General features: G+C 61.5%; 16 protein-coding genes. 6 read left to right on the top strand and 10 right to left on the bottom strand.

Annotated elements, in window-relative coordinates; all coding sequences use genetic code 11:
* Both AC3EA7_RS16880 and AC3EA7_RS16875 read left to right on the top strand, forming a co-directional pair.
* The coding region (locus AC3EA7_RS16880; protein WP_488615238.1) for a nucleotidyltransferase domain-containing protein at positions 1–330 on the top strand (330 nt) is incomplete at its 5' end.
* 51 nt (positions 331–381) lie between these two features.
* Positions 382–696, top strand: a complete 315-nt coding sequence (locus AC3EA7_RS16875) for a HEPN domain-containing protein (RefSeq protein WP_488615237.1) — start codon at positions 382–384, stop codon at positions 694–696.
* Between the two features lie 3 nt (positions 697–699).
* Here AC3EA7_RS16875 and uvrA read toward each other — a convergent pair whose 3' ends face one another.
* The 7 genes from uvrA to AC3EA7_RS16840 form a co-directional block, all read right to left on the bottom strand.
* Entirely contained in the window at positions 700–3,630 is a 2,931-nt protein-coding gene (uvrA, locus tag AC3EA7_RS16870) for an excinuclease ABC subunit UvrA (protein ID WP_488615236.1), read from the bottom strand.
* A gap of 75 nt (positions 3,631–3,705) precedes the next feature.
* A complete protein-coding gene (locus AC3EA7_RS16865) occupies positions 3,706–4,008 on the bottom strand; it encodes a P-II family nitrogen regulator (RefSeq protein ID WP_488615235.1) in 303 nt (100 codons plus the stop codon).
* 35 nt (positions 4,009–4,043) lie between these two features.
* Positions 4,044–5,042, bottom strand: coding sequence for a sodium-dependent bicarbonate transport family permease (locus AC3EA7_RS16860; protein WP_488615234.1), 999 nt, complete (start codon positions 5,040–5,042; stop codon positions 4,044–4,046).
* Between the two features lie 142 nt (positions 5,043–5,184).
* On the bottom strand, positions 5,185–6,549 hold the full coding sequence (locus tag AC3EA7_RS16855; RefSeq protein WP_488615233.1) for a winged helix-turn-helix domain-containing protein: 1,365 nt from the start codon (positions 6,547–6,549) through the stop codon (positions 5,185–5,187).
* A gap of 75 nt (positions 6,550–6,624) precedes the next feature.
* Positions 6,625–6,996: a DsrE family protein gene (locus tag AC3EA7_RS16850; RefSeq protein ID WP_488615232.1), complete on the bottom strand. Its 372-nt coding sequence runs from the start codon at positions 6,994–6,996 to the stop codon at positions 6,625–6,627.
* Between the two features lie 208 nt (positions 6,997–7,204).
* Entirely contained in the window at positions 7,205–9,682 is a 2,478-nt protein-coding gene (locus AC3EA7_RS16845; protein ID WP_488615241.1) for a YbcC family protein, read from the bottom strand.
* A 75-nt stretch (positions 9,683–9,757) separates the two neighbouring features.
* Entirely contained in the window at positions 9,758–11,338 is a 1,581-nt protein-coding gene (locus AC3EA7_RS16840) for a proton-conducting transporter transmembrane domain-containing protein (RefSeq protein ID WP_488615231.1), read from the bottom strand.
* A 594-nt stretch (positions 11,339–11,932) separates the two neighbouring features.
* On the opposite strand from AC3EA7_RS16840, the gene AC3EA7_RS16835 reads away from it, so the two are divergent.
* The 3 genes from AC3EA7_RS16835 (at position 11,933) to AC3EA7_RS16825 (ending at position 14,731) form a co-directional block, all read left to right on the top strand.
* Complete coding sequence (locus tag AC3EA7_RS16835; RefSeq protein ID WP_488615230.1) at positions 11,933–13,006, top strand: SPFH domain-containing protein; 1,074 nt, start codon at positions 11,933–11,935, stop codon at positions 13,004–13,006.
* Between the two features lie 5 nt (positions 13,007–13,011).
* Positions 13,012–13,308 carry a hypothetical protein gene (locus AC3EA7_RS16830; RefSeq protein ID WP_488615229.1) on the top strand — a complete coding sequence of 99 codons (297 nt, stop codon included), beginning with the start codon at positions 13,012–13,014 and terminating at the stop codon, positions 13,306–13,308.
* Positions 13,309–14,257: 949 nt separating this feature from the next.
* On the top strand, positions 14,258–14,731 hold the full coding sequence (locus tag AC3EA7_RS16825; RefSeq protein ID WP_488615228.1) for an FAD-dependent oxidoreductase: 474 nt from the start codon (positions 14,258–14,260) through the stop codon (positions 14,729–14,731).
* A 196-nt stretch (positions 14,732–14,927) separates the two neighbouring features.
* On the opposite strand, the gene AC3EA7_RS16820 is transcribed toward AC3EA7_RS16825, so the two are convergent.
* Positions 14,928–15,989, bottom strand: coding sequence for a M42 family metallopeptidase (locus tag AC3EA7_RS16820; protein WP_488615227.1), 1,062 nt, complete (start codon positions 15,987–15,989; stop codon positions 14,928–14,930).
* A gap of 643 nt (positions 15,990–16,632) precedes the next feature.
* On the opposite strand from AC3EA7_RS16820, the gene AC3EA7_RS16815 reads away from it, so the two are divergent.
* Positions 16,633–17,685, top strand: coding sequence for a proline racemase family protein (locus AC3EA7_RS16815; protein WP_488615226.1), 1,053 nt, complete (start codon positions 16,633–16,635; stop codon positions 17,683–17,685).
* A 37-nt stretch (positions 17,686–17,722) separates the two neighbouring features.
* Here AC3EA7_RS16815 and AC3EA7_RS16810 read toward each other — a convergent pair whose 3' ends face one another.
* Together AC3EA7_RS16810 and AC3EA7_RS16805 are read right to left on the bottom strand one after the other, a co-directional pair.
* On the bottom strand, positions 17,723–18,874 hold the full coding sequence (locus AC3EA7_RS16810; RefSeq protein WP_488615225.1) for a hypothetical protein: 1,152 nt from the start codon (positions 18,872–18,874) through the stop codon (positions 17,723–17,725).
* Positions 18,874–20,157, bottom strand: coding sequence for a glycosyl hydrolase family 18 protein (locus AC3EA7_RS16805; protein WP_488615240.1), 1,284 nt, complete (start codon positions 20,155–20,157; stop codon positions 18,874–18,876). The genes AC3EA7_RS16810 and AC3EA7_RS16805 overlap by 1 nt, the downstream gene beginning before the upstream one ends.
* Between the last annotated feature and the right edge of the window lie 10 nt (positions 20,158–20,167).

Here is a 20,167-nt window from a genome sequence, read left to right as displayed (position 1 = left end):
CCACGCGGTCTGCCGCCGGTGGCGGAGACGTTGCCTGCCGCCATCGAAAGGCTCGTCCGCGAGGTCAACCCGGAGAAGATTATTCTCTTCGGCTCATATGCGTATGGCAACCCGACGCCCGATAGCGATGTTGATCTGCTGGTGGTCGTTCGGAGCGACGAACCGTATCGCCAGCGGTATCTGCGCGTGGCGCGGGCGCTGCAACCGCGCCTGTTCCCCCTCGACCTGATCGTCAAGACCCCTGAAGAGATCGAAGAGGCGCTGCGCGCCTTCTCGCCCTTCCTGCGCGAGATTTACACAAAGGGAATCTGTCTCTATGAAAGAAAGTAATCCCCTGGATTGGGTCGCCAAAGCGGAAGGCGACCTCGACATGGACGCGCTATGCGCGGCAAGACTCAGCATACCGACGCTGCCGTCTTCCATGCACAACAATGCGCTGAAAAATATCTCAAGGCGATGCTGATCGCCGGAATGATCCCATTTCCCAAGACGCACGACCTGACGATCCTGCGTCATCTCTGCATCAGCAATGGCATCCCGATCAATGTGGACGAACAGGCGCTTGATTTCCTCTCTGGATTTGCGGTCAATGCGCGCAACCCCGGCGCCGAACCGTCGCCGGAGGAAGCCCGTGAAGCCATTGCCATCGCCAGAAACGTTCGCGCCTTCGCGCGCCGCCGGCTGGAGGTGAAATAACATTCAACGTTCAATGATTATTCGCGCCAGGTATTGACCGGTGTACGATCCCGGAGTGTGCGCAACCTGTTCGGGAGTTCCGGCGGCGACGACGCGCCCGCCCTCGTCGCCGCCTTCGGGACCCAGGTCGACGACCCAATCGGCGCACTTGATGACATCGAGATTGTGTTCGATGACGAGCACCGTGTTTCCTGCATCGACCAGCCGTTGCAACACGCGCAGCAGGCGATCCACATCGGCGACGTGCAATCCGGTCGTTGGTTCGTCCAGAATGTAGAGGGTGCGCCCGGTAGCGCGGCGGCTCAGTTCGGTCGCCAGTTTGATGCGCTGCGCTTCACCGCCGGACAGGGTGGGGGCCGGCTGACCGAGGCGGATGTATCCCAGCCCCACATCGATCAGGGTTTGCAACTTTTCGGCGGTGGCCGGCACGCGCTCGAAGAACGCCGCCGCTTCTTCGACGGTCATGTCGAGCACTTGCGCAATATTCTTGCCGCGGTAGCGGATGTCGAGCGTCTCGCGGTTGTAGCGCGCGCCGTGGCACACGTCGCAGGTCACGTAGAGGTCGGGCAGGAACTGCATTTCGATCTGCATCAACCCTTCGCCATTGCAGTGTTCACAGCGTCCACCGGGGATGTTGAACGAGAAGCGACTCGCGTCGTAGCCGCGCGCGCGCGCTTCAGGCGTCTGCGCGAACAACTTGCGGATCGGATCGAACGCTTTGGTGTAGGTGACCGGGTTGGAACGCGGCGTGCGACCGATCGGCGACTGATCGATATCGATCACCTTGTCGATATGCTCGATGCCGTATATGGCGTCGTGCGCGCCGGCGCGCGCGCGCGCGCCGTGGAGCGCCTGCGCCAGACGCGGGTAGAGCGTGTCGTTGATCAACGTGGATTTGCCAGAGCCGCTGACACCGGTAATGGCGACCAGGCATCCGAGCGGAATGGCGACGTCGATATGCTTCAGGTTGTGCTCACACGCCCCCTTGATCGTCAGAAACTTGCCGCTACCGGATCGTCGCCGGCGCGGAACGGCGATTGCGCGCTTGCCTGAGAGGTACTGCCCGGTCAATGAGCGCGGCTCTGCCAGCACAGCGTCGAGCGGTCCACTGACGATCACCTCGCCGCCGCGCTCTCCTGCGCCGGGACCAATATCAACGATCCAATCGGCGGCGCGGATGATTTCTTCATCGTGCTCGACAATCAGCACGCTGTTCCCCAGATCGCGCAAGCGGCGCAGCGTAGCGAGCAGGCGCGCCGTGTCGCGCGGGTGCAGCCCGATGCTCGGCTCGTCCAGAACGTAGAGCGCACCGCTCAACCCAGAGCCGATCTGCGTCGCCAGGCGGATGCGCTGCGCCTCGCCGCCGGAAAGGGTCGTGGCGGCGCGGTCGAGCGTGAGATACTCCAGCCCTACTTCGTTCAGAAAGCGGAGGCGCGCGCAGATGTCGTTCAGGATGGGTGCGGCGATCTGACATTCGCGCACGGTCAGAGCATAGGCGGATGAGTGCAGGTCGCTTTCGCGCGTCTCGCGCCAGCGTGTGACAACCGCATCGACATCGGCAGCCAACGCCTTTGCCCACGACCAGGCTTCAGCGACGGGGAGCGCCGACACCTGTGCAATCGTGTATCCGGCGACGGTGACGGCAAGCAACTCAGGGCGCAGGCGCGCCCCGTTGCACGCCGGGCAGACACGCGGCGTCATAAACTGCTCGATCTGCGCGCGTTCCGTTTCGTCGGCGCACTCTGCCAGCCGACGGCGCAGCGCAGGGATCACCCCCTCGAACGGCGCTTCGACGACGCGCTCCTCGCCGCGCAGCCGGTAGCGTAGCGGCAGCACATCGCCGTCGGAGCCGTAGAGGATCGTTGCCACAACGTCGGGGGGGAGGTCGCGCAGCGGCGTGTGCAGCGAAAAACCAAGGTGATCGGCGAGCGATGCCAGCAGATCGTCGAAGTAGCGGCGCTGCGCGCGACTGACGTTTGCCCAGGGCGCAATCGCACCCTCTGCGAGCGAGAGCGAGCGGTCAGGAATGACCAGATCGGGGTCGAACTCCAGCACGCTGCCGAGTCCATCGCAGGCAGTACAGGCGCCAGACGGGTTATTGAACGAAAAATCGCGCGGTTCGAGCGCCCCAATCGTTGCGGGACCGTGGACCGGACAGGCATACCGTTGCGAGAGGGTCAGTTCATCACCGCCGACGACCTGCACGATCACCACCCCATCGCCGACCCGCAGCGCCGTCTCGACCGAATCGGCGACGCGCACCCGAAACTGCGACTGATGCGGCGCCGGATCGGGCGATGGAATAACGAGGCGATCAACCACAACCTCAATCGTGTGTGATCGGTAGCGATCCAGGCGCAGATCATCCGCCAGGTCGCGCACCTCACCATCGACGCGCACGCGCACAAACCCCTGTTTGCGCACCTGATCGAGGAGGGACTGATGATCGCCCTTCTGATCACGAACGAGCGGCGCGAGCAGCAGGATGCGGCTGTCGGGAGGCAGCCCGAGGATCGTATCGATCATCTGCTGCGCCGACTGACGAGTCAGCGGACGACCGCAATGAATGCAGTGCGGTCGCCCGATGCGAGCGAAGAGCAAGCGCAGGTAGTCGTAGATTTCGGTGACCGTGCCGACAGTTGAGCGCGGATTGCGCGCCAGCCCTTTCTGGTCGATAGCAATGGCGGGTGACAGACCTTCGATGGCATCGACATCCGGCTTATCGATCTGCCCAAGAAACTGACGTGCATAGACGGAGAGCGACTCAACATAGCGACGCTGACCCTCAGCAAAAATCGTATCGAATGCCAGCGACGACTTGCCGGAGCCGGACAGACCGGTGATCACCACCAGCGCATTGCGCGGCATGGTGACCGTAATATTCTTGAGATTGTGGACGCGCGCCCCGCGCACCACGATCCAGTCAGCAGCCATAGCGCGTATGCCGATACACAAGCTCAGACCAGGGATGGTAGCACGGAACCGCGCAGAGAGCAAATGGTTTTTTAACTATGTGAACTTTTCGCCGCGCACCACCTGTACGTCACAGACATAGGCAATGACGGCATAGTTGGGAAAATAATGGTCTGCCACCGCGTCTATAATGCGGTCGGCAACCTCAGGCGAGACCAGCGTTTCGATCTTGACATTGCCGCCCTGCCACCGGCTGGCGTGAATGCCGCGCGTCCCTTCGCCATGCACCTCCGAAATGGTATAGCCGTGGGCGCCGAGCGTACGGATCTCATTGATCAGGCGTTCCTTCAGCACTGGTTCGGCAATGATCGTCACCAACCGCACGGTCGTCAGTTTCATCACTCGCTCCTTTCACTGCACTTCATCGCGAAGCGTTACATCCGTCCAAGCGCCGCGCTCAGCCAGCGTGCATATTCATAATACAACGGCAAGCCAATGATCAGATTCACCGGCAGCGTAATTCCGAGCGACGACGTCAGATAGATGCTCGGATTCGCCTGCGGGAACGTGGCGCGCACGGCGGCGGGAGCATCGATGTACGAAGCGCTGGCGGTAATCACCCCCAGGATGAAGGCGCCACTCGGCGAAAGACCTGCCAGCAGACCGAGCGACACGCCGATAATGCCGTGGATGAGCGGCATCACGGTTCCGAAGACCGCCATAAACGGACCGACCTTGACAAAATCACGCAGTTGCCGGCCAGCGAGCATGCCCATTTCGATCAGGAAGAAGACCAGCACGCCGCGGAAGAGGTCGCTATAGAGCGGCTTGATGCGCGCAAACCCCTGCTCGCCGATAATGACGCCGATCAGCAGCCCGCCGAGCAGTAATACCACACTGCGCCCGGTAAGAGTATCACGGATGACCCGGCCGAATTCGCTGTTCTGCGCCTGACTCACACCCATGCGCCAGCGCCCGATGAAGAGCGCCACAACGATTCCCCATTCCATGAGCGCCGCCAGCGCCGGAATGAACGCCTCGAAGGTGTTCTGCCCGTCCGGCAGGCGCTCGATGAACGAAATGCCGGCGACGAATGTCACCGATGAGACCGAACCATAGTGCGCGGCAATGCCGGCGGCGTTGGGAATGTCGAACCTGCCGGGACCGCGCAGGATCAGGTAGCACCACGTCGGCACGGCAATCGCCAGGGCAATCGTCGCCAGCGCCGGCAGCAGAAACTCGCCAAGCGTCGTGCCTGCCAGTTCGATGCCGCCGTTCAGCCCGATAGAGAACAACAGGTAGACCGAAATCGCCTTGATGACCGCTTCTGGAATCTCGACCTCGCTCCTGATCAGGGTCGCCACAATCCCCAAAACAAACGCCAGTACGAGTGGTGACAAAAGATTGCTGCGGATGATCTCGATCGTATCCATACCTTCCTCAAAGACATATAAAGATATTGCTGACATTGCGGAAGGTAGCACGAGTCGCTATTTTTGTCAATAGAAAGACTTAAGAGACACAAAAAGACTATACCTTCAGCGGATCGTGCTCCATCGAATGGCGGGGAGGAGGTCAATCGACGTCGCGGCGCAGCATGTATCCCTGGCCGCGCACGGCGATCAGTTTGCGCGGATGTTTGGGGTCGGGTTCGATCTTGTCGCGAATGCGCTCGATAATCTTCTGCAGCGCGCTGTCGGACGGCGGCGACACGGGCCAGATGGCGCGCTTGACTTCATCGCGGGTGCAGACGCGCCCGGCGTGTTCGTGCAGGAATGCATAGACTTCCCCTTCGAGGTGGGTGAAGGCGGGCGGCGCTGCTGGCGCCGCAGGGGGCAGAGGGAGCGACGTTTCAGCGGCGGGCATGCCAGGCTGGTCCGACAGCGCCTGAGCGAAGATGGCGGAGGTCATCCGCCAGCCATGCCGGTCGCGCTGCGCCAGACCACGCAGGTGGAGCGCCTCGAAGATCGCGGTTTCGTCGGAGGTTGGCGCGCGGTGCTGTTCGAGCAGCACCGCGCGCGCGTCGGTCGCCGTGGTATGCGTTTCGATCAATTCGCGCCACCAGGAGCGGCAGAGGGGGCGCGCCTCTTCGATAGCGGCGCGCTCGATGTCGTCGGGGTTGCTGCCATTGGGATGCGTTCGCCAGTGATAGACGTGCGCAGCGGCAATCAGGAGCAGCAGCACGTTGGCGCCGCCAAGCCGCCGGATCCAGGCGTGATCGGCGGCGCTGAACATCGGCGCGCGCGCGAGCAACGCGGCAATGTCGGCGTCATCGAGCCTGCCGATGAAGAATTCGCTGGCAAACAACCCCCAGAAGGACGACGGCTCGCGCAACTCGTCCAGCGGGTACAGCCGGCTTAATGGCGCGCTGGCAGTGACCACATAGGCGACGTGCGCGCCAATATCGGGGTCCTGTGTCAGCGAGCGCAAAAAACTGGCGGTATGGCGCGGCAGGCGGGCAATCCCCTCCACGTTGTCGATCAGAAACACAAACGTGCGGTCGCCATTTCGCCGGATCATGTCCTCAACGACGCATTTGAGCACATAAACTGCATCGACGATCGCTGTTTCGGCGATGCCCTGATCGGGCAACGCCGGGAGATCGTCGTACAGAGCGAGCGCTTGAGCCGTGGCGCGCGCCAGATCACGCCAGAAGTACAATGCGCCGTGGCTCTGAGAAACGCCCAGATCGGCATACGGACCAGCGTTGACATAGGGGAAGACAAACCGCGCCGTCGCGTCGCCGCAGATCGGGCGCTCCGGCGATGCGCTGCGCAGATAGTAGAGCAGTGAGGTTTTTCCGCTCCGCGCATCGCCGATTATAGCGCAACACTGCGATGGCGCCGCCGTCAGGCGTTCACAGACGGCGGCGATGAGGTCGCGGCGCCCGATGAACAATTCAGGATCGATGACCGGCTTGCGGTTGCCGAAAGGGTTCATATGCTCGCCTGCGTTCAGCGACATTGCTGACAATAACTATACCACACTTCGCGCAGGCATGTCGATATACCGACCTTAAAACGTCAGTGTTGTCGCGCCAACACAAAGCGCTGCCATTTCCTCGATGCCCAGCACGCGCACATCTGGCAGGAGACCGTGATCGGCATCGAGCCAGTAGCGCCGGAGACACGGTTGCGACAGATACAGCGCCCCGCCGGCTGCACGATACGCATCGCGCACCTCGCGCAAAGGCGGGTATCCTGCTTCGTGCAAACCGGCAGCCCACCCCTCGGGTGTTGCACACAACACTCCTTCGCCGCGCAGCAGAACCGCTGCGCGATTCCCGGCGGCAAGCACTGCGCTGGCGGTCAGAAAACCCAGCGTGGCGGCGCCGGGATCGCGTCCGGCATGGGTGATGATAATGACGAATGGTGGTGTGGTTGTCATCGCAGTCATATCCATACCTGGGTTGATTCAGATTCGACAAGCCCCCGTCGGAACGCACGCAGCAAGATAGTCAGACGGCGTTGGCTTTGGCAGGCTCAGCCAACGCCGACGATCTATCTGGCGATCTCAGGACGCGAGCAGGGACTGCGGAGCGCGTTTGACATTCCTGGCTATCGTCAGTTCCTGCCCGACGTGACTCGCCGCCTGCTCAACACGCCTCCCAGCGCAACCCGCCGGCATACTTGTGCATCACCTTGCCGCGCTCGTCGAGCGCAAACAGGTAGAGCCAGCCGTTGTCGAGCAACTGCCGCACCTGCTCGTGCCGGGCGATAATGTCGGTCATCGCCTCGATCGGCGCTTCGATCATCACGTGCAGGCGCATCGGTTCGTGGACGTAGCTTTCGCCGTCGTGAACCGACTGCCACGGCAACCCGACCTGCAGATCACCGGAGTTGCCCTCCAGAACGCCAAGCGTGCCGACGACGTTGTGCAGCGTTTTGTTGCCGCTGCCGAAAACCCGGTTGTCCACTGTCGAACCGTAGTACTGCAGATTGATCCAGCTTGCAACGATCATCGGCGCCGTCATAATCAGTTCCAGCACACCGAACCCTTCGTCCTGCCGCCAGTCGTATGAGTGCAGGAAGGAGCGTCCATTCATCACCACCCCTGCCGTGCGATCACGCGGGGTGACGATAAATGCTGCGCAGCCAGCCAGCCCCCACTCCGGACGCACCTGCGACCAGTCCTTGCTCCGCAGCCGCACCGCGCCATCGATGTCCGCCTTCGACGTGATCTTCAGCAGGGTTGATCGCTCGGCGCGCGCCAACCGTCCGGCGGCGGCCAGGTCCGCTTCTAGCCGCTTGAGATCTTCGGCATGGCTCGCCGGGATGTCGGCTTTGTCGAAAATCGCCACATCATCGGTGGTGGTGTCGTGCAAACCGGCCACAAACACGGTATCGTCGGGAATGACGAGTCCGCGCGCGTTCAGACCGGCGCGCACTGCCGGGTCGTTCAGGATCTGCACCGCCACGCGGACATTCGCCTCGCCGGTATGACCGCCGCAGGCGCCGCAATCAAGACCCGTCGCGTGCGGGTTGTTGACGGTGGTCGAGCCGTGCCCGGCAAGCAGCACAATGCGAGCGAAGTTGGTCGTCAGCGACATCGCTTTGAGCGCACCCTCGGCGACCGCCACCCGCTGCTCGAGCGCCATGCCAGTCGTGCGCCCGCCAATCGTGCGCGGCTCGAGACTGGGGCGAACACGCTCGCGGGTGTGCGCATCCAGCCCGAAGGTCGCCGGATGCGGCACGGGGCGGGTAATCCCCAACGTATCGAGTGCCAGCTTCCGCACATATGCCAGCCCAACCGGACCGACGAACCCGAAGCAGGAAATTGGTCCGAACTTGAACATCCGCCACGCTTTGGCGACGCGCTGGTTCATCGCGCGTTTCTCGATGGCAGCGGTCACCTCAGCCTCGGGCGCGCCGCGAACCGACTCGGCGATCACGAACTGCGGTGTCAGCAGAACCGGGCACTGCGCGCCGCCGCGGGTTTCCGCCAGCGGCACATACTCGATTGGGAAGCCGAAAAAACCGGCGAAACCGATCGTCTCGATCTCATCAGTCACGGTTTCGAGCGCGCGGCGAAAGATCTCGGAGCGCACGTCGATACAGAAGACTGCCTGCACCCGCTTTCGCGTCGCGGGTGCGTCCGTCGTCTGCGCGCCGAGGCGGGCGAACAACTGGCGCTGATAGGCTTTCTCGAAGGCGCGCTGGAGCAGGAGATCGCCAGCGATCGCGCGCCGGGTCGCGTCGTCCAGGTAATCGTTGACCAGTTCGCCAGCCCGCGCTCGCCATGCCTCCGCCAACCCTTTGGACGCGAAGCTGCGCCAGAGCGCCACTTCCCACACCAACCGGATCGCCAGCAGATCGGTGAGCGTGTCGTCTTTGCCGCTGTAGAGTTCGGCTTCCCAGCGCAGGTAGCGGGCATAACTGGCCCAACCGTGAATGGTCAGCAAGAGCCGGTGCAGGTACGCCTCAACTCCCTCGGCAGGAATGTTCAATATCTCTATCGCAGCGACAATCGTCTCCATCGCCGACTCCGGCAATTCGCGCAGCGCCTGGCGAAACCCATGCGCGCCGCGCATCTGCGGCGCGCGATCATGCGCCGCCTCAGCCCGCCACGCGGCATATGCCGGCAGATCGGCCCACGGCGACCGCCAGTAGGACTGGCCCAGGTCAAAGTAGGCGCCTGCCCATGTCGAGATCGACTCGGTGACGATGTCAGCCCAGTTGACGCCGGTCGTCTCACGCGCAACATCGGCGACCGTGGGCAGTGTTGTGAATGCCGGCGCTTTCGCGTCACTCAGTGCGAACGCCTTGAGCGCTTCGACCGTCGCAGGAGCGCCGGGGAACGGGATGCCTTCGGCCAGCGCCGCTGCCAGGTCGGCATCGATCACGCGCCCGCTTGTGATCGCCTGTGCATAGAAGGAGCGCGGCGCAGTCATGCGGGCGCCAGCCCGGCGCGCCAGCAGTTCGGCGGCGTTCTCGAAGGAGTGCTCGATCAGACCGAGATACGGATTGACCGCCACAAAATTGCGCAGGGGCCACAGCGGAGCAATGCGCTGTTCGGCGCGCTTCACGGCTGCGGCGATCATATCGGTGGCAGGAAAATATGTCGGCGCCATCATCGGTGCAGGTCGGGTCCGAGTGTCAGCCAGGTGCAGATTCATCGTATCGTCCTCCGAATACTACATAGTCACAAATCAGCGAGCCAGCCGGAATGTATCGATGAACCGGTCGAACAGCGTGTTGGCGTAGAAGCCGTTCTTCAGATGGACATAGAGCGACCGCCATGCGGGGCGCTTCACCAGCGCGGGCAGGAAGGCGCTGAGCGCCATCACGATGCCGAACATCGCCACTGCCGCCACGACCGCGATCATCGCCGTCATAGTGAGCGGCGGGTAGACGGCAACCGCCTTGCCGAGCAGCGCCTCAGCCGTCACCTCCAGGGCGAAGAAGGCGATCGTCACCAGCGCAGCCATCAGCATGGTGCGACCGATCACCGAGACAGGCGCTTTATTGGTATTGCCCTTCACCAGCAAATAGGCGACAGCAAGCATAAAGATCGTGATCATCGCGGTTTCGCCCGGTCGTTTGGTGATGTCGATGCCAATGGCAGTGGCGACTGCCAGGAAGATCGCCACGGAAACCGCCATATTCGCCAGGAGACTGAGCAGGTGCGGCGCAGTGTCGAGTTTTTGAGCGCCAGTATTGCGCACATATTCGATAATGCTGCCCGACGACAGGAAGGCGTGCGCCTTATAGCAGGAATGGGCGATAAGGTGCATAATGGCGACCGTATGCGCGCCGAACCCGCACAACATCAGCATGAACCCCATATGCGCCGCGCTCGAGTACGCCAGTGAAACCTTGACGCTCGTCTGCGTAATCATTGAGGATGACGCGAAAATCGCCGTGAACCCGCCAAGCGCGATCAGCAGGATCAGCGCCGGAGTCGACAGGAACACCAGTTCGCCGAACCGCACCACCAGAAAGATGCCAGCATTGAGCAAACCGGCGTGCAGCAGCGCCGACACGGGGGTTGGCGTTTCCATCACTTCGAGCAGCCAGCCGTAGAAGGGGAACATCGCCGATTTCAGCGCCGCAACGATCACGATCAGGACTGCCGCGACAGCAGCATTCGCGGGAATATTCCCATCGGCAAGCGCCGCCGCAGTCGCCTCGCGGATCGCGCCCAGGTCGGCGGCGCCGAAGGTCTGGGCAAGCAGCACAGCGGCGACAATCAGACACACATCGCCGATGCGAGCGGCGATGAATTTCTTGCGGGCGGCGCGAATGGCGCGCGGGCGCTCAGGGTAGAACACCAGCAGTTCGTGCAGCGCCAGGCTCATACCAATCCACGCCAGCGTCAGTTGCCAGAGATTACCAGCCAGCACCATCAACAGGACTGTGCTAATCGTCAGGTAGAGGCGGATAAAAAAGATCCTCTGGCGCGGGTCGCCATCGAGATAGTTGCGGCTGAACTGGATCAACAACGTGCCCAGCAACGTCACCAGCCACGACATCATGACACTCAGTTCATCGAGGCGCAGCGCAATGCCTGCCTCACCAACGCCGATCAGCGGGCTGACCATGGGACCAGAGGTGAAGACCGCAATCCCAAGCCCAAGCAACAGCAAGAACGAACCGATGCCGACCGCGCGCCCCAGCTGGAACGTCAGATCAACCGACCGCGTCAGAGACGCGATGAGCGCCACGACTATCAGTGACAGCGGCGCAAGATACCCGAGAAGCGCCAGATCGCCGACCATGCCTCCGTCCATAACGTACCGACCCTCCTTCTGTTCTTGATCTTTTCCATACCAAGAGAATATCGGAGATTGTCGTCAATGTCAATATAAAGACATCAAGACATCTGAAAAACTCTTTCTTTGACGGATGTTCCTCGACGGATGGAGGGGATAGAATAGTTCTCAAGGGTAGAGTTTTTCAGGAGCGAGATGCGTTTTCCGCGTCTCGAAGCCTTTTTCTTCCTCCCCCCCGCCCCCTCTCCAGCAGAGCTGGAGAGGGGGATTTGAGGCTTTCTGATGCCTGAAACGGGCGACTTAACATGAGAGTTTGCCCAAAAACTCTACACTTGTAAGGGATAGAATAATCCGGCATCGCCACGTCTAGCCCGCGAAGGCGGGCTTCGCTTCCCATAGCCCGTGACTTCAGTCGCCGGGCGGGGAGGCGCCATCACGCCCGCGCGGATGCCGCGAGTCGGGATCGGCGGCCAGGAGCGGCAGATACAGCCCCGTGGTTCCTGGCACATCCTGCCTGCGCCCGAGTGACATCCGTATAGTGACAATCGTTCCATCTCCTCGTATAATGGAACGGAATGCATCCGCCCGACGAGTCGCGCCGGAGCGCCCGATATGTCTGATCGAAAACGTCAAAGCCAGCCATCGACACCACAAGGAGGAAGCGGCATGAATGTTGCGGGGCGAACTGTCGCCATCGTGTTTGCACTGCTGATCATCGTTGGATTAGGCGCGGCGACCGCGCGCTTTGTGCAGGTGGACGAGGGACAACGCGGGATTATTATTACCAGCGGCGCCGTTGAGGGCATCCAGGAGCCGGGCGTCTTCTTCCGCCCCTTTGCGCCATTGACCCGCGTCGAGATCGTGAATGCCCGTCGTCAGACGCTCCAGATCTCGCAGAATGTCGCCAGCAGCGACAAACAACTGTACGATATCGACATTCAGATCGACTTCAGCCGGAAGACCGATCCGGAGTCGTTACGCCAGATGTACGCCCGCCTTGGCGCCGAAGATGATCTGCTCCGCCTGCAACTTGAAGGCTTCGCTTCCGACGCCTTGAAGAGCGCCAGCACGCAGTTTACGCTCGATCAGGCGCTCTCCGACCGTGGCGGTTTTTCCCAGCGCATTCGCGCCAATCTGACGTCGCCGCCCGGTCCGGGACAGCAAAGCCCTGCCGATCAACTCTTTGTCGTCATCGAAGCGGTGAAGGTGCTCGACATCAAAGTCAGCGATGAATACGCCCGCCTCCTCTCCGAAAAGGCGAATCTGGAAGTGAAGATCGAAACCGAGGAGCGTCGCCGCCAGCAGATCGAGGCGGAGCAGGCGAACAATCTGTTCCAGGCGGAGCAGGAGGCGCGGGTGGCGCTGACCCGCGAAAAGGGGCAAACGGCGGCGGCGCTCGAGGCGGCAAACCGCGAGGCGCAGGTGCGCGCGATCCAGGGGCGCTACTGGCGCGAGAACCCGGAATTGTTTGAACTACGCATCCGTGAGTTGATGGTCGAAATGTTGAAAAGCGGCAATATCTGGTTCATCGATCCCAACACCAACATTACCCTGTTGCTGAACCAGATGGCAACCGGCACAACGGTCGTGCCCAACCCGTCGTCGGGGCAGCGGACATCGACGCAACCAGCGCAGCCGTCGCAGCCTGCGACGCCTGAGCAACCGGCGGCGCCGACGACGCCGTAATTGCGATGGCATATGTGGTCTGGATCATAACAGGCGTGCTCACAGCGGCGCTCCTTAGCGCGGCGCCGCCACACCGTTCCGTGTACGGAGACGCGGTCGCGCCGGCGCTGGCAGGCGTTTTTGGCGCGCTCCTCGGCGGCATCATCGTCAGCGGCGTCATTCATGCCGATCATACGGTGACGCTGCCGGGCGCGCTGGGGTCCATCATCGGCGCAGCGATCTTCGTCCTGACGGTGCAGGCGCAGCCAGGCGCCGGAAACCGGCGGGTCGGGCGGGGGAACCCCGGCACGGATGACCGCTGACGGAATGACGGACCTCGCCGGGGGAAAGCGGGACCTCACAGGATCGGGCCGTCCGTAAATGTGATTTCCCTCATCCTCCTTCCCCTTCTCCCACAAGGGGCGAAGGGGGCGTGAGGGAGGCGTCGCCTCCCTCATACGGGGCGAAGCGGGTGCGGGGAAGCAGCGTTGCCTTGCCCACACGGCGCGAAGGAGGCGGCGGGGGCGCCACCTTTTTGCTTTCTCGGATAAGCCTAACGCATTAGCCCAACTCTTGCGCCCTGCGTTCCCTGCTCTTCGAGGAATGCTCCCTGTGAAAAGCGGACAGTACGTCGCTTTTGAGTAGATAGGCGAGGAAAACGACTGGGGCGAGAAAATCTCGCGTCATGGCAAACGTACACGTGGCGCAAATTTTACAAGTGCGGACACGATGGTGATGTTTGAGCGGATAGATGGAAAGCGGCACATTTTATGCGTCAGCAGTTTTTGACCCACGAAATGGAACGAGCCAAAGAACTGGCTGCTGAGACGGTATGCGTCCTTCATATTGCCCCAGACCATTGCTCTTGCGCCACTTGGTGAGATAGTTACGGATATTTGGAAGAAACTGGTGCATCCGTGCGACAGGTTCATCAGCATCAGCACCGAATAACTATTTGGCGGTTGGTCGGTTGAAGCATTTCCAGAGACGAGGGCGTAGCGGGAATATATCCCTGCAAGGTACGCCTGGTTTCAGCAGGGGGCGGGCTAACACCGCGTTCCAGCCGCTGCGAAGCGGCAGCGGCTCATCCGCGTGCCATTGGGCAGCAAAAGTAGTCATCATTATTATTCTGCGTAACCCTGATTGATCAACTCCCGGCACTGTCGTGCTGGGCGAAGCGAAGCATTTCCTCCCTTGAAAACCTAGACTCTTCGCTGCGCTCAGCGCGCCAATCTGCAAGGTCATTATGGTTACCCTAATAGGTTATCATCGTTGGCGCAGGGATTGCCGGGTTGCGCGCCGCCCAAATATTGCAACAAAACCCTCGAAGCGCGTAACCGAACTGGCGGGCGAGTATGGACTGATGACTACAATGGACTGCCACTAGACCTTGGCGCTTCGTGGATTCACGGCATACGCGGCAATCCCATCGCCGCTATTGCTAATCAACTGAATGCAACGCTTATCGCCGCTGATTATGATGACCTAAAACGATTCAACGTCAGCGGCGAACCACTCTCTGCAGACCTCGACCGCCGTGTCGAAAAACTGCTGGAGCGTTACGTTGAACAGGCTCGCGAGTATGCCGAGAACCAAGACCGCGACTTAAGCCTGCAAACCGCTCTAGAGTCCGTTTTGCGCGCATTTCCTCTTAGTATGCAGGACTTGCGTTTACTCAACTACGCGATAAACACCATGTTTGAGCATGAATATGCAGGCGATGCCAGTCAGTTATCTGCGCGGTAAAGCACGCCCACAAGGAACGCCCGGTCATCGCTCGCAGGAGACGCCCGCGAGAACACGACCCTGTATCGCAACGTTTGGCAACCTGGACAATCAAAGATGTGGAGCGGCGGACGTTGGCTTCAACAGGCTCAGCCAACGTCCGTTGCAAGACGGTCAATGATTGTGCACCATCTGGTTGATCGCTCTATGAGGCTCATCACCGTGGAATGAAATCGGTCTCTGGTTCCAGGCTGCGCACAAACGCAGCAATCAGGTGCGCAGCATGCTCAACGTCGCTCAGGTCGATCATTTCGTTCGGCGAGTGCATGTACCGATTCGGGATCGAGATGACGCCGACAGCGACGCCGCTGCGCGAGACATGGATGGCATCGGCGTCGGTGCCGGTGGAGCGCGGGTTGATCTGCACGCTGTACGGAATGCCTTCACGCTCGGCAATCGCCACGAGCATGTCGTACACGACGGGGCTGTTGGCAGAACCGCGCGATAGCACCGGCCCGCCACCCAGTCGCACATTCCCGTACTGCTTCCGATCCGCATTGGGATGATCGGTTGCAAAGGTCACATCCACGGCAATCGCCGCCTGCGGCTCGAAACTGAACGCTGCGGTGCGAGCGCCCGCAAACGTGATTTCTTCCTGCGCGGTTGCCACGGCTGCCACCGTCGCACGTGGACGGTCGTGCGCCAGCAGGCGCAACGCCTCCAGCACGGTAAACGCGCCGATCCGGTCATCGATGCTGCGCGAGACGATCTTGCCCCCCGGCAAGTCGTAGATCGGCGCATCGATCACTCCGGCGTCGCCGACGCGCACCAGCGCCTCGGCCTCCGCCCGGCTCGCTGCGCCAATGTCGATCCAAAGGTCCTCGATCTTGCTCGCTTTTTCCCGTTCCTCGGATTTCATCTGGTGGATGGGCTTCTTCCCAATCACGCCGATCACATCACCGGAGCGCCCCAGCAACCGTACTCGCTGCCCGACGAGCACCTGCGGGTCCCACCCGCCGACCGGCGCAAACCAGAGGAAGCCATTGTCGTCAATGGAACTCACCATTACCCCGATCTCATCGATATGCCCGGCGAGCAGCACACGCGGCGCGCCCCCTTCGAGCACGGCATACGAACTGCCGCGCACATCGGCATAGACCCGGTCGGCAAACGTTTCGGCTTCATACCGCCAGACGCGCCCGGCGGCGACTTCGTCGCCGGAAGGACCGGGAGTGGCGAGCAGGCGCTTCAGGAAGGCAAGCGAGTGTTCGTTCATCATTGTTCCTCGATAAGTTTCAGACAACCACACTCCCTATTGTAACGCACATACCCCTTCCCGAAGCGAGGAATGAAGAGAAGTCAGAAGTGAGCGGAAGGCGCGCTGCGCCAGGACAGGCAATGCCGGGACTGAACGGCGGTGGCGGAGAATCCTTTACACCAGGGATGGGGTGGGATATACTACACGGCTGCCCGGCGAATCTGGTCATGAGCATATGCGCAAAGCCCGCATTGAACCTGAATCCTTTATCAGGAGGCGCAACTGAACGATGGGGATGACGATTGATGAAGCCGATACGCTTCTCGCGCCACGTGAGCGAACGACTGCATGATCACGGCGCAACGGAGGAAGAGGTGATCGAGACGATCAGAACGATGCCTTGGACGTCGGCAGGGACACGGCGCTTTGAATGCCAGGCAGTGGCTCAGCAGCCCCGACGGGACGTGCTCAGCGAGGGCTTTCGCCCGCAGCGCCCTGGCAGTATGGTACGAATGATCCACATGAGTATGCGCTGCTACGCAGAACCGTATGCCTGAAACGCAGCGTCGTGCCGTATGCTGGAGAAAGCAAGGTTCTCTCCTCATTATCCGGCGACAGAAGAACCATCAATAACAACACCCAACCTTGTCTGAAAGGATCATCTATGCGCCTGACGAACATGATCACTGCTGTCGATTTGCACGCCTGCGGCGAACCAGGACGAGTCATCATCGGCGGGGTGCTAGACGTGCCGGGACGAACCATGTTCGAGAAGATGAAATACTTCGAGAAGCACCACGATACCATCCGTATGCGTCTGTTGCGCGAGCCTCGCGGGTATCCTGCTCTATGCGCAAATGTCATCCTGCCGCCGGCGCACCCCGAAGCACAGGCCGGCTTTATCATTATGGAGCAGGCGGAATATCCCCCCATGTCAGGAACGAATACCATCTGCGTCGCCACTACCCTGCTGGAAACGGGCATGTTGCCAATGACTGAGCCGGTCACGGAGTTCATTCTGGAAGCCCCTGCCGGTTTGATTGGAGTCAAAGCGGAATGTTACGATGGAAAAGTGACGCGAGTGACATTTCGTAACGTGCCAGCATTCGCCGTTCATCTGGACGTGAGCGTCGAAGTGCCGCGCTTAGGAACGGTCAAAGTTGATGTGGCCTGGGGCGGCATGTTCTACGTCATCGCGGATGCTTCCCAATTCGGATTGCGCCTGACGCCTGATGAAGGACGGGATATCACCCGCATCAGCGAAATGATCAGGGCTGCGACCCGTGAACAGTATCCGGTCGTTCATCCAGACAACCCGGAAATCGTGGGGCCGACCATCTCCCAGCTTTCTGGTCCGCCTGCTCACCCACAGGCCCATTACAAAAACGTGGTCACGCTTTCCACCGGCACATTTGATTGGAACAATCCTTCCACCTGGACCGGCGTGATCGACCGTTCTCCCTGCGGCACCGGCACATCGGCCAAAATGGCAACCCTCTACGCGCGTGGACAGTTAGGGCTGCACACCGATTTTTATCATGAAGGCATTCTTGGTACGCTGTTTACCGGACGATTGGTTGAGGAGACGCAGGTAGGACCATACAAAGCGGTAGTGTCTACCATCAGCGGCACGGCCTGGATTACCGCCATTAACCAGTTTGTTGTGGATCCGTCCGACCCATATCCCAATGGATTTACCGTCGGCGATATCTGGTAAAAGTCGGGGGAGGCGCATGAACCGACATTCTCGCCGCTCACCTGATCGCGTGCGGCAACGGTCCCTCAACCGACAGTTCCGCCCGCTGCCGGTCGAAGATCTGGCGCGCCTGATCGAGACGGCGTGTAGCATCCGCCATGGTGAGCGCCGCGCGGTTGGCGTCTTCGGCGCGAAAGCCGCTGTAGAACGCCAGCATGTGGTCGAGCGCCGTCAGTTCCAGCTCCAGCCCCTGCAGATAAAGCGCATGCGCCTCTGCGAGCGTTTCCGGCGGTTCGAGTGCGGCGATGACGGCGTATGCCTGCTCGATCTCATCCCGCAGCCGCTGCGCCGATGTCGCATGGACAATCGACGATCCGCCAGGGCGACTCGTCGCGTTGCGGTATGACTCGACCGCGCCGCGCAGCCGGGCGCGTGGTTCTTCGAGCCGGCTGAGGTATGCCAGCGCCGCCGCCTCGCGCTCGGCTGCCGGTGCTACTTCGAGGATCGCCGGAACAGCAGGAAGCGGAGCAGCCGCATCGTCCAACATCTGTGCCTGTGGTTCGGTGGCGCTCACCCGCTGCGCCAACTCCGCCGCGATGAGCGCCTCGTTCCGTTCAACGGCAGCGCGAAGCGCATAATTGAGCGCAAGCGTCAGCAGCAGCAGCAAGATCGGCATACTCCAGAGCAGGGCGCGCGCCCGCCCCATCTCCTGGCGCGAATGGCGCCAGCCGACCCACCAGGAATCGGCGTGATCGGACGATGGCGCCGATGCCGGGATCAGACGGCGGAATGCTCCTGCCGCTCGCACCTGCCACGAAACCGGCGCTTCCGGCGCCTCATCACCGGTCGGGGAGTCGGTTGGCGCGGCCGCAGGCGTCACCGCAGGGGCCACGCGCGCAAACGACGCAGTGATGGCGGTGTCGTCATCGCGCAGCAACTGGCGGCTGTTCAGCCATGCCAGCCCGCGCTGCGCACGCTCGTTGTGCGGATTGATCACCAGCACCGAGCGCAGACAGAACGCGATCTCCTGCGGATCATCGAGCACGCCGGAAAGCCACAACCACCCCATTTCGTGCTGCGGATCGAGTTGGACGACACGCGACAGCAGCACCGCCGCCAGGCGTCGTTGCCCGCCGCGCGCCGCCGCCACTCCACGCACAAAGAGTTGCGCCGCCTCGCGCTCGTTCGCTTTGATCTCCGACTTGATCATCAATGCTCCGGCAACAGGCGACTCAACACCCGCTGCGATTCATACGGGTCTTGCAGCAGCCGGGTGCGAATGATCTCCCAATTGCGCGGGTCCTCGCCGCCGAGCCGCCAGATCGCAATCCCTGCCAGATCGAGTTCCTGCACCAGGCGCAGTTTTGCGTCGAGACCGCTGCTCGTGGCGAACCAGACTTCGCGTCGCCCTTCGGTGCGCGAACTATAGGTGATCCAGTTTTCCTGCACCAGACCGTTCTGATTGCTCTCCATCAGATTGACCGACAGGCGGTACGTTTGAATGATCTCATTGATCATCGCCCACGTCTGCCCGCGCGCATTGCCGCCGCCATCACGGGGCCAGTTGTAGCCGTAGAACGGCACGCCGATCACCACCTTCGCCGGATCGACGACCGTCACCGCATAGCGCGCCACCCGTTCCACCCAGTACACCGGCGCCACCGGACCAGGACCGCCGCCGCGCCAGTGGTAGTCGTAGGTCATGATCCGCAGCCGATCGACCACCTGACCGATGACCGCCCAATCCTGGAACCCTCCCAGCCCGCAGTAATCGCAATCTTTGGCGTGAACGGCGACCGTCAGCAGTTTGCCGTGCGCGTGGAGCGCGTCTGCCAGTTCCAGAATGAAGGCGCTATACTCATCGCGCAGGCTGCTGCTGAGAAACTCATAATCGATGTCGATCCCATCGTAGCCGTAGGTCAACACTTCATCGACGATCTGCTGCACGTGGTATGAGCGCAGACGTGGATTGCGCAGAATGCCCGGCACCGGGTCCTCGCCGGTGACAACGTTATGGACGGTTGGGATCACGAGCACGTTTTTGCTATGCGCCAGTTCGACCAGCGTGCGATCGCGCGCCTCACGCCCGAAGCGCAACCCGCCGCCGGGCGACGGCGAGTACCAGAAAGGGCTGATCTCATCGAGAATGTCGGCATTCGCCTCGAACGACTCGCGATTTTCGGAACCGAACGAATTGGGGAGCCAGGCAGCGATATAGCGCCCGGTCTTGGGATGGAACCAGCCATCTGCGGGGGGGGGTTCCGGCGCGACTGTCGCTGCATCATTCGTCGGAGCGGAAAGGATGAGTGTTGGCGCTGGCGCTGCATCGGCAGGCGCAACGGTCGCCGCAGGCGCGAGCGTGGGGGTTGGAAAAACCGGCGGCTCGGTAGCGCGCCGGGCGAGGCTTACGGTATCGACGACCAGCCATGCCCAGACGATCAACGACACAGCGTAGATCGATGCTGACAGCGGTGATGAAAAGAAGTGTCGCATGACCACATGA

This window comes from Roseiflexus sp., assembly GCF_057785375.1.
The sequence above is the reverse complement of the archived record's forward strand: the minus strand, read 5'-3'. Positions and strand labels throughout refer to the sequence as shown.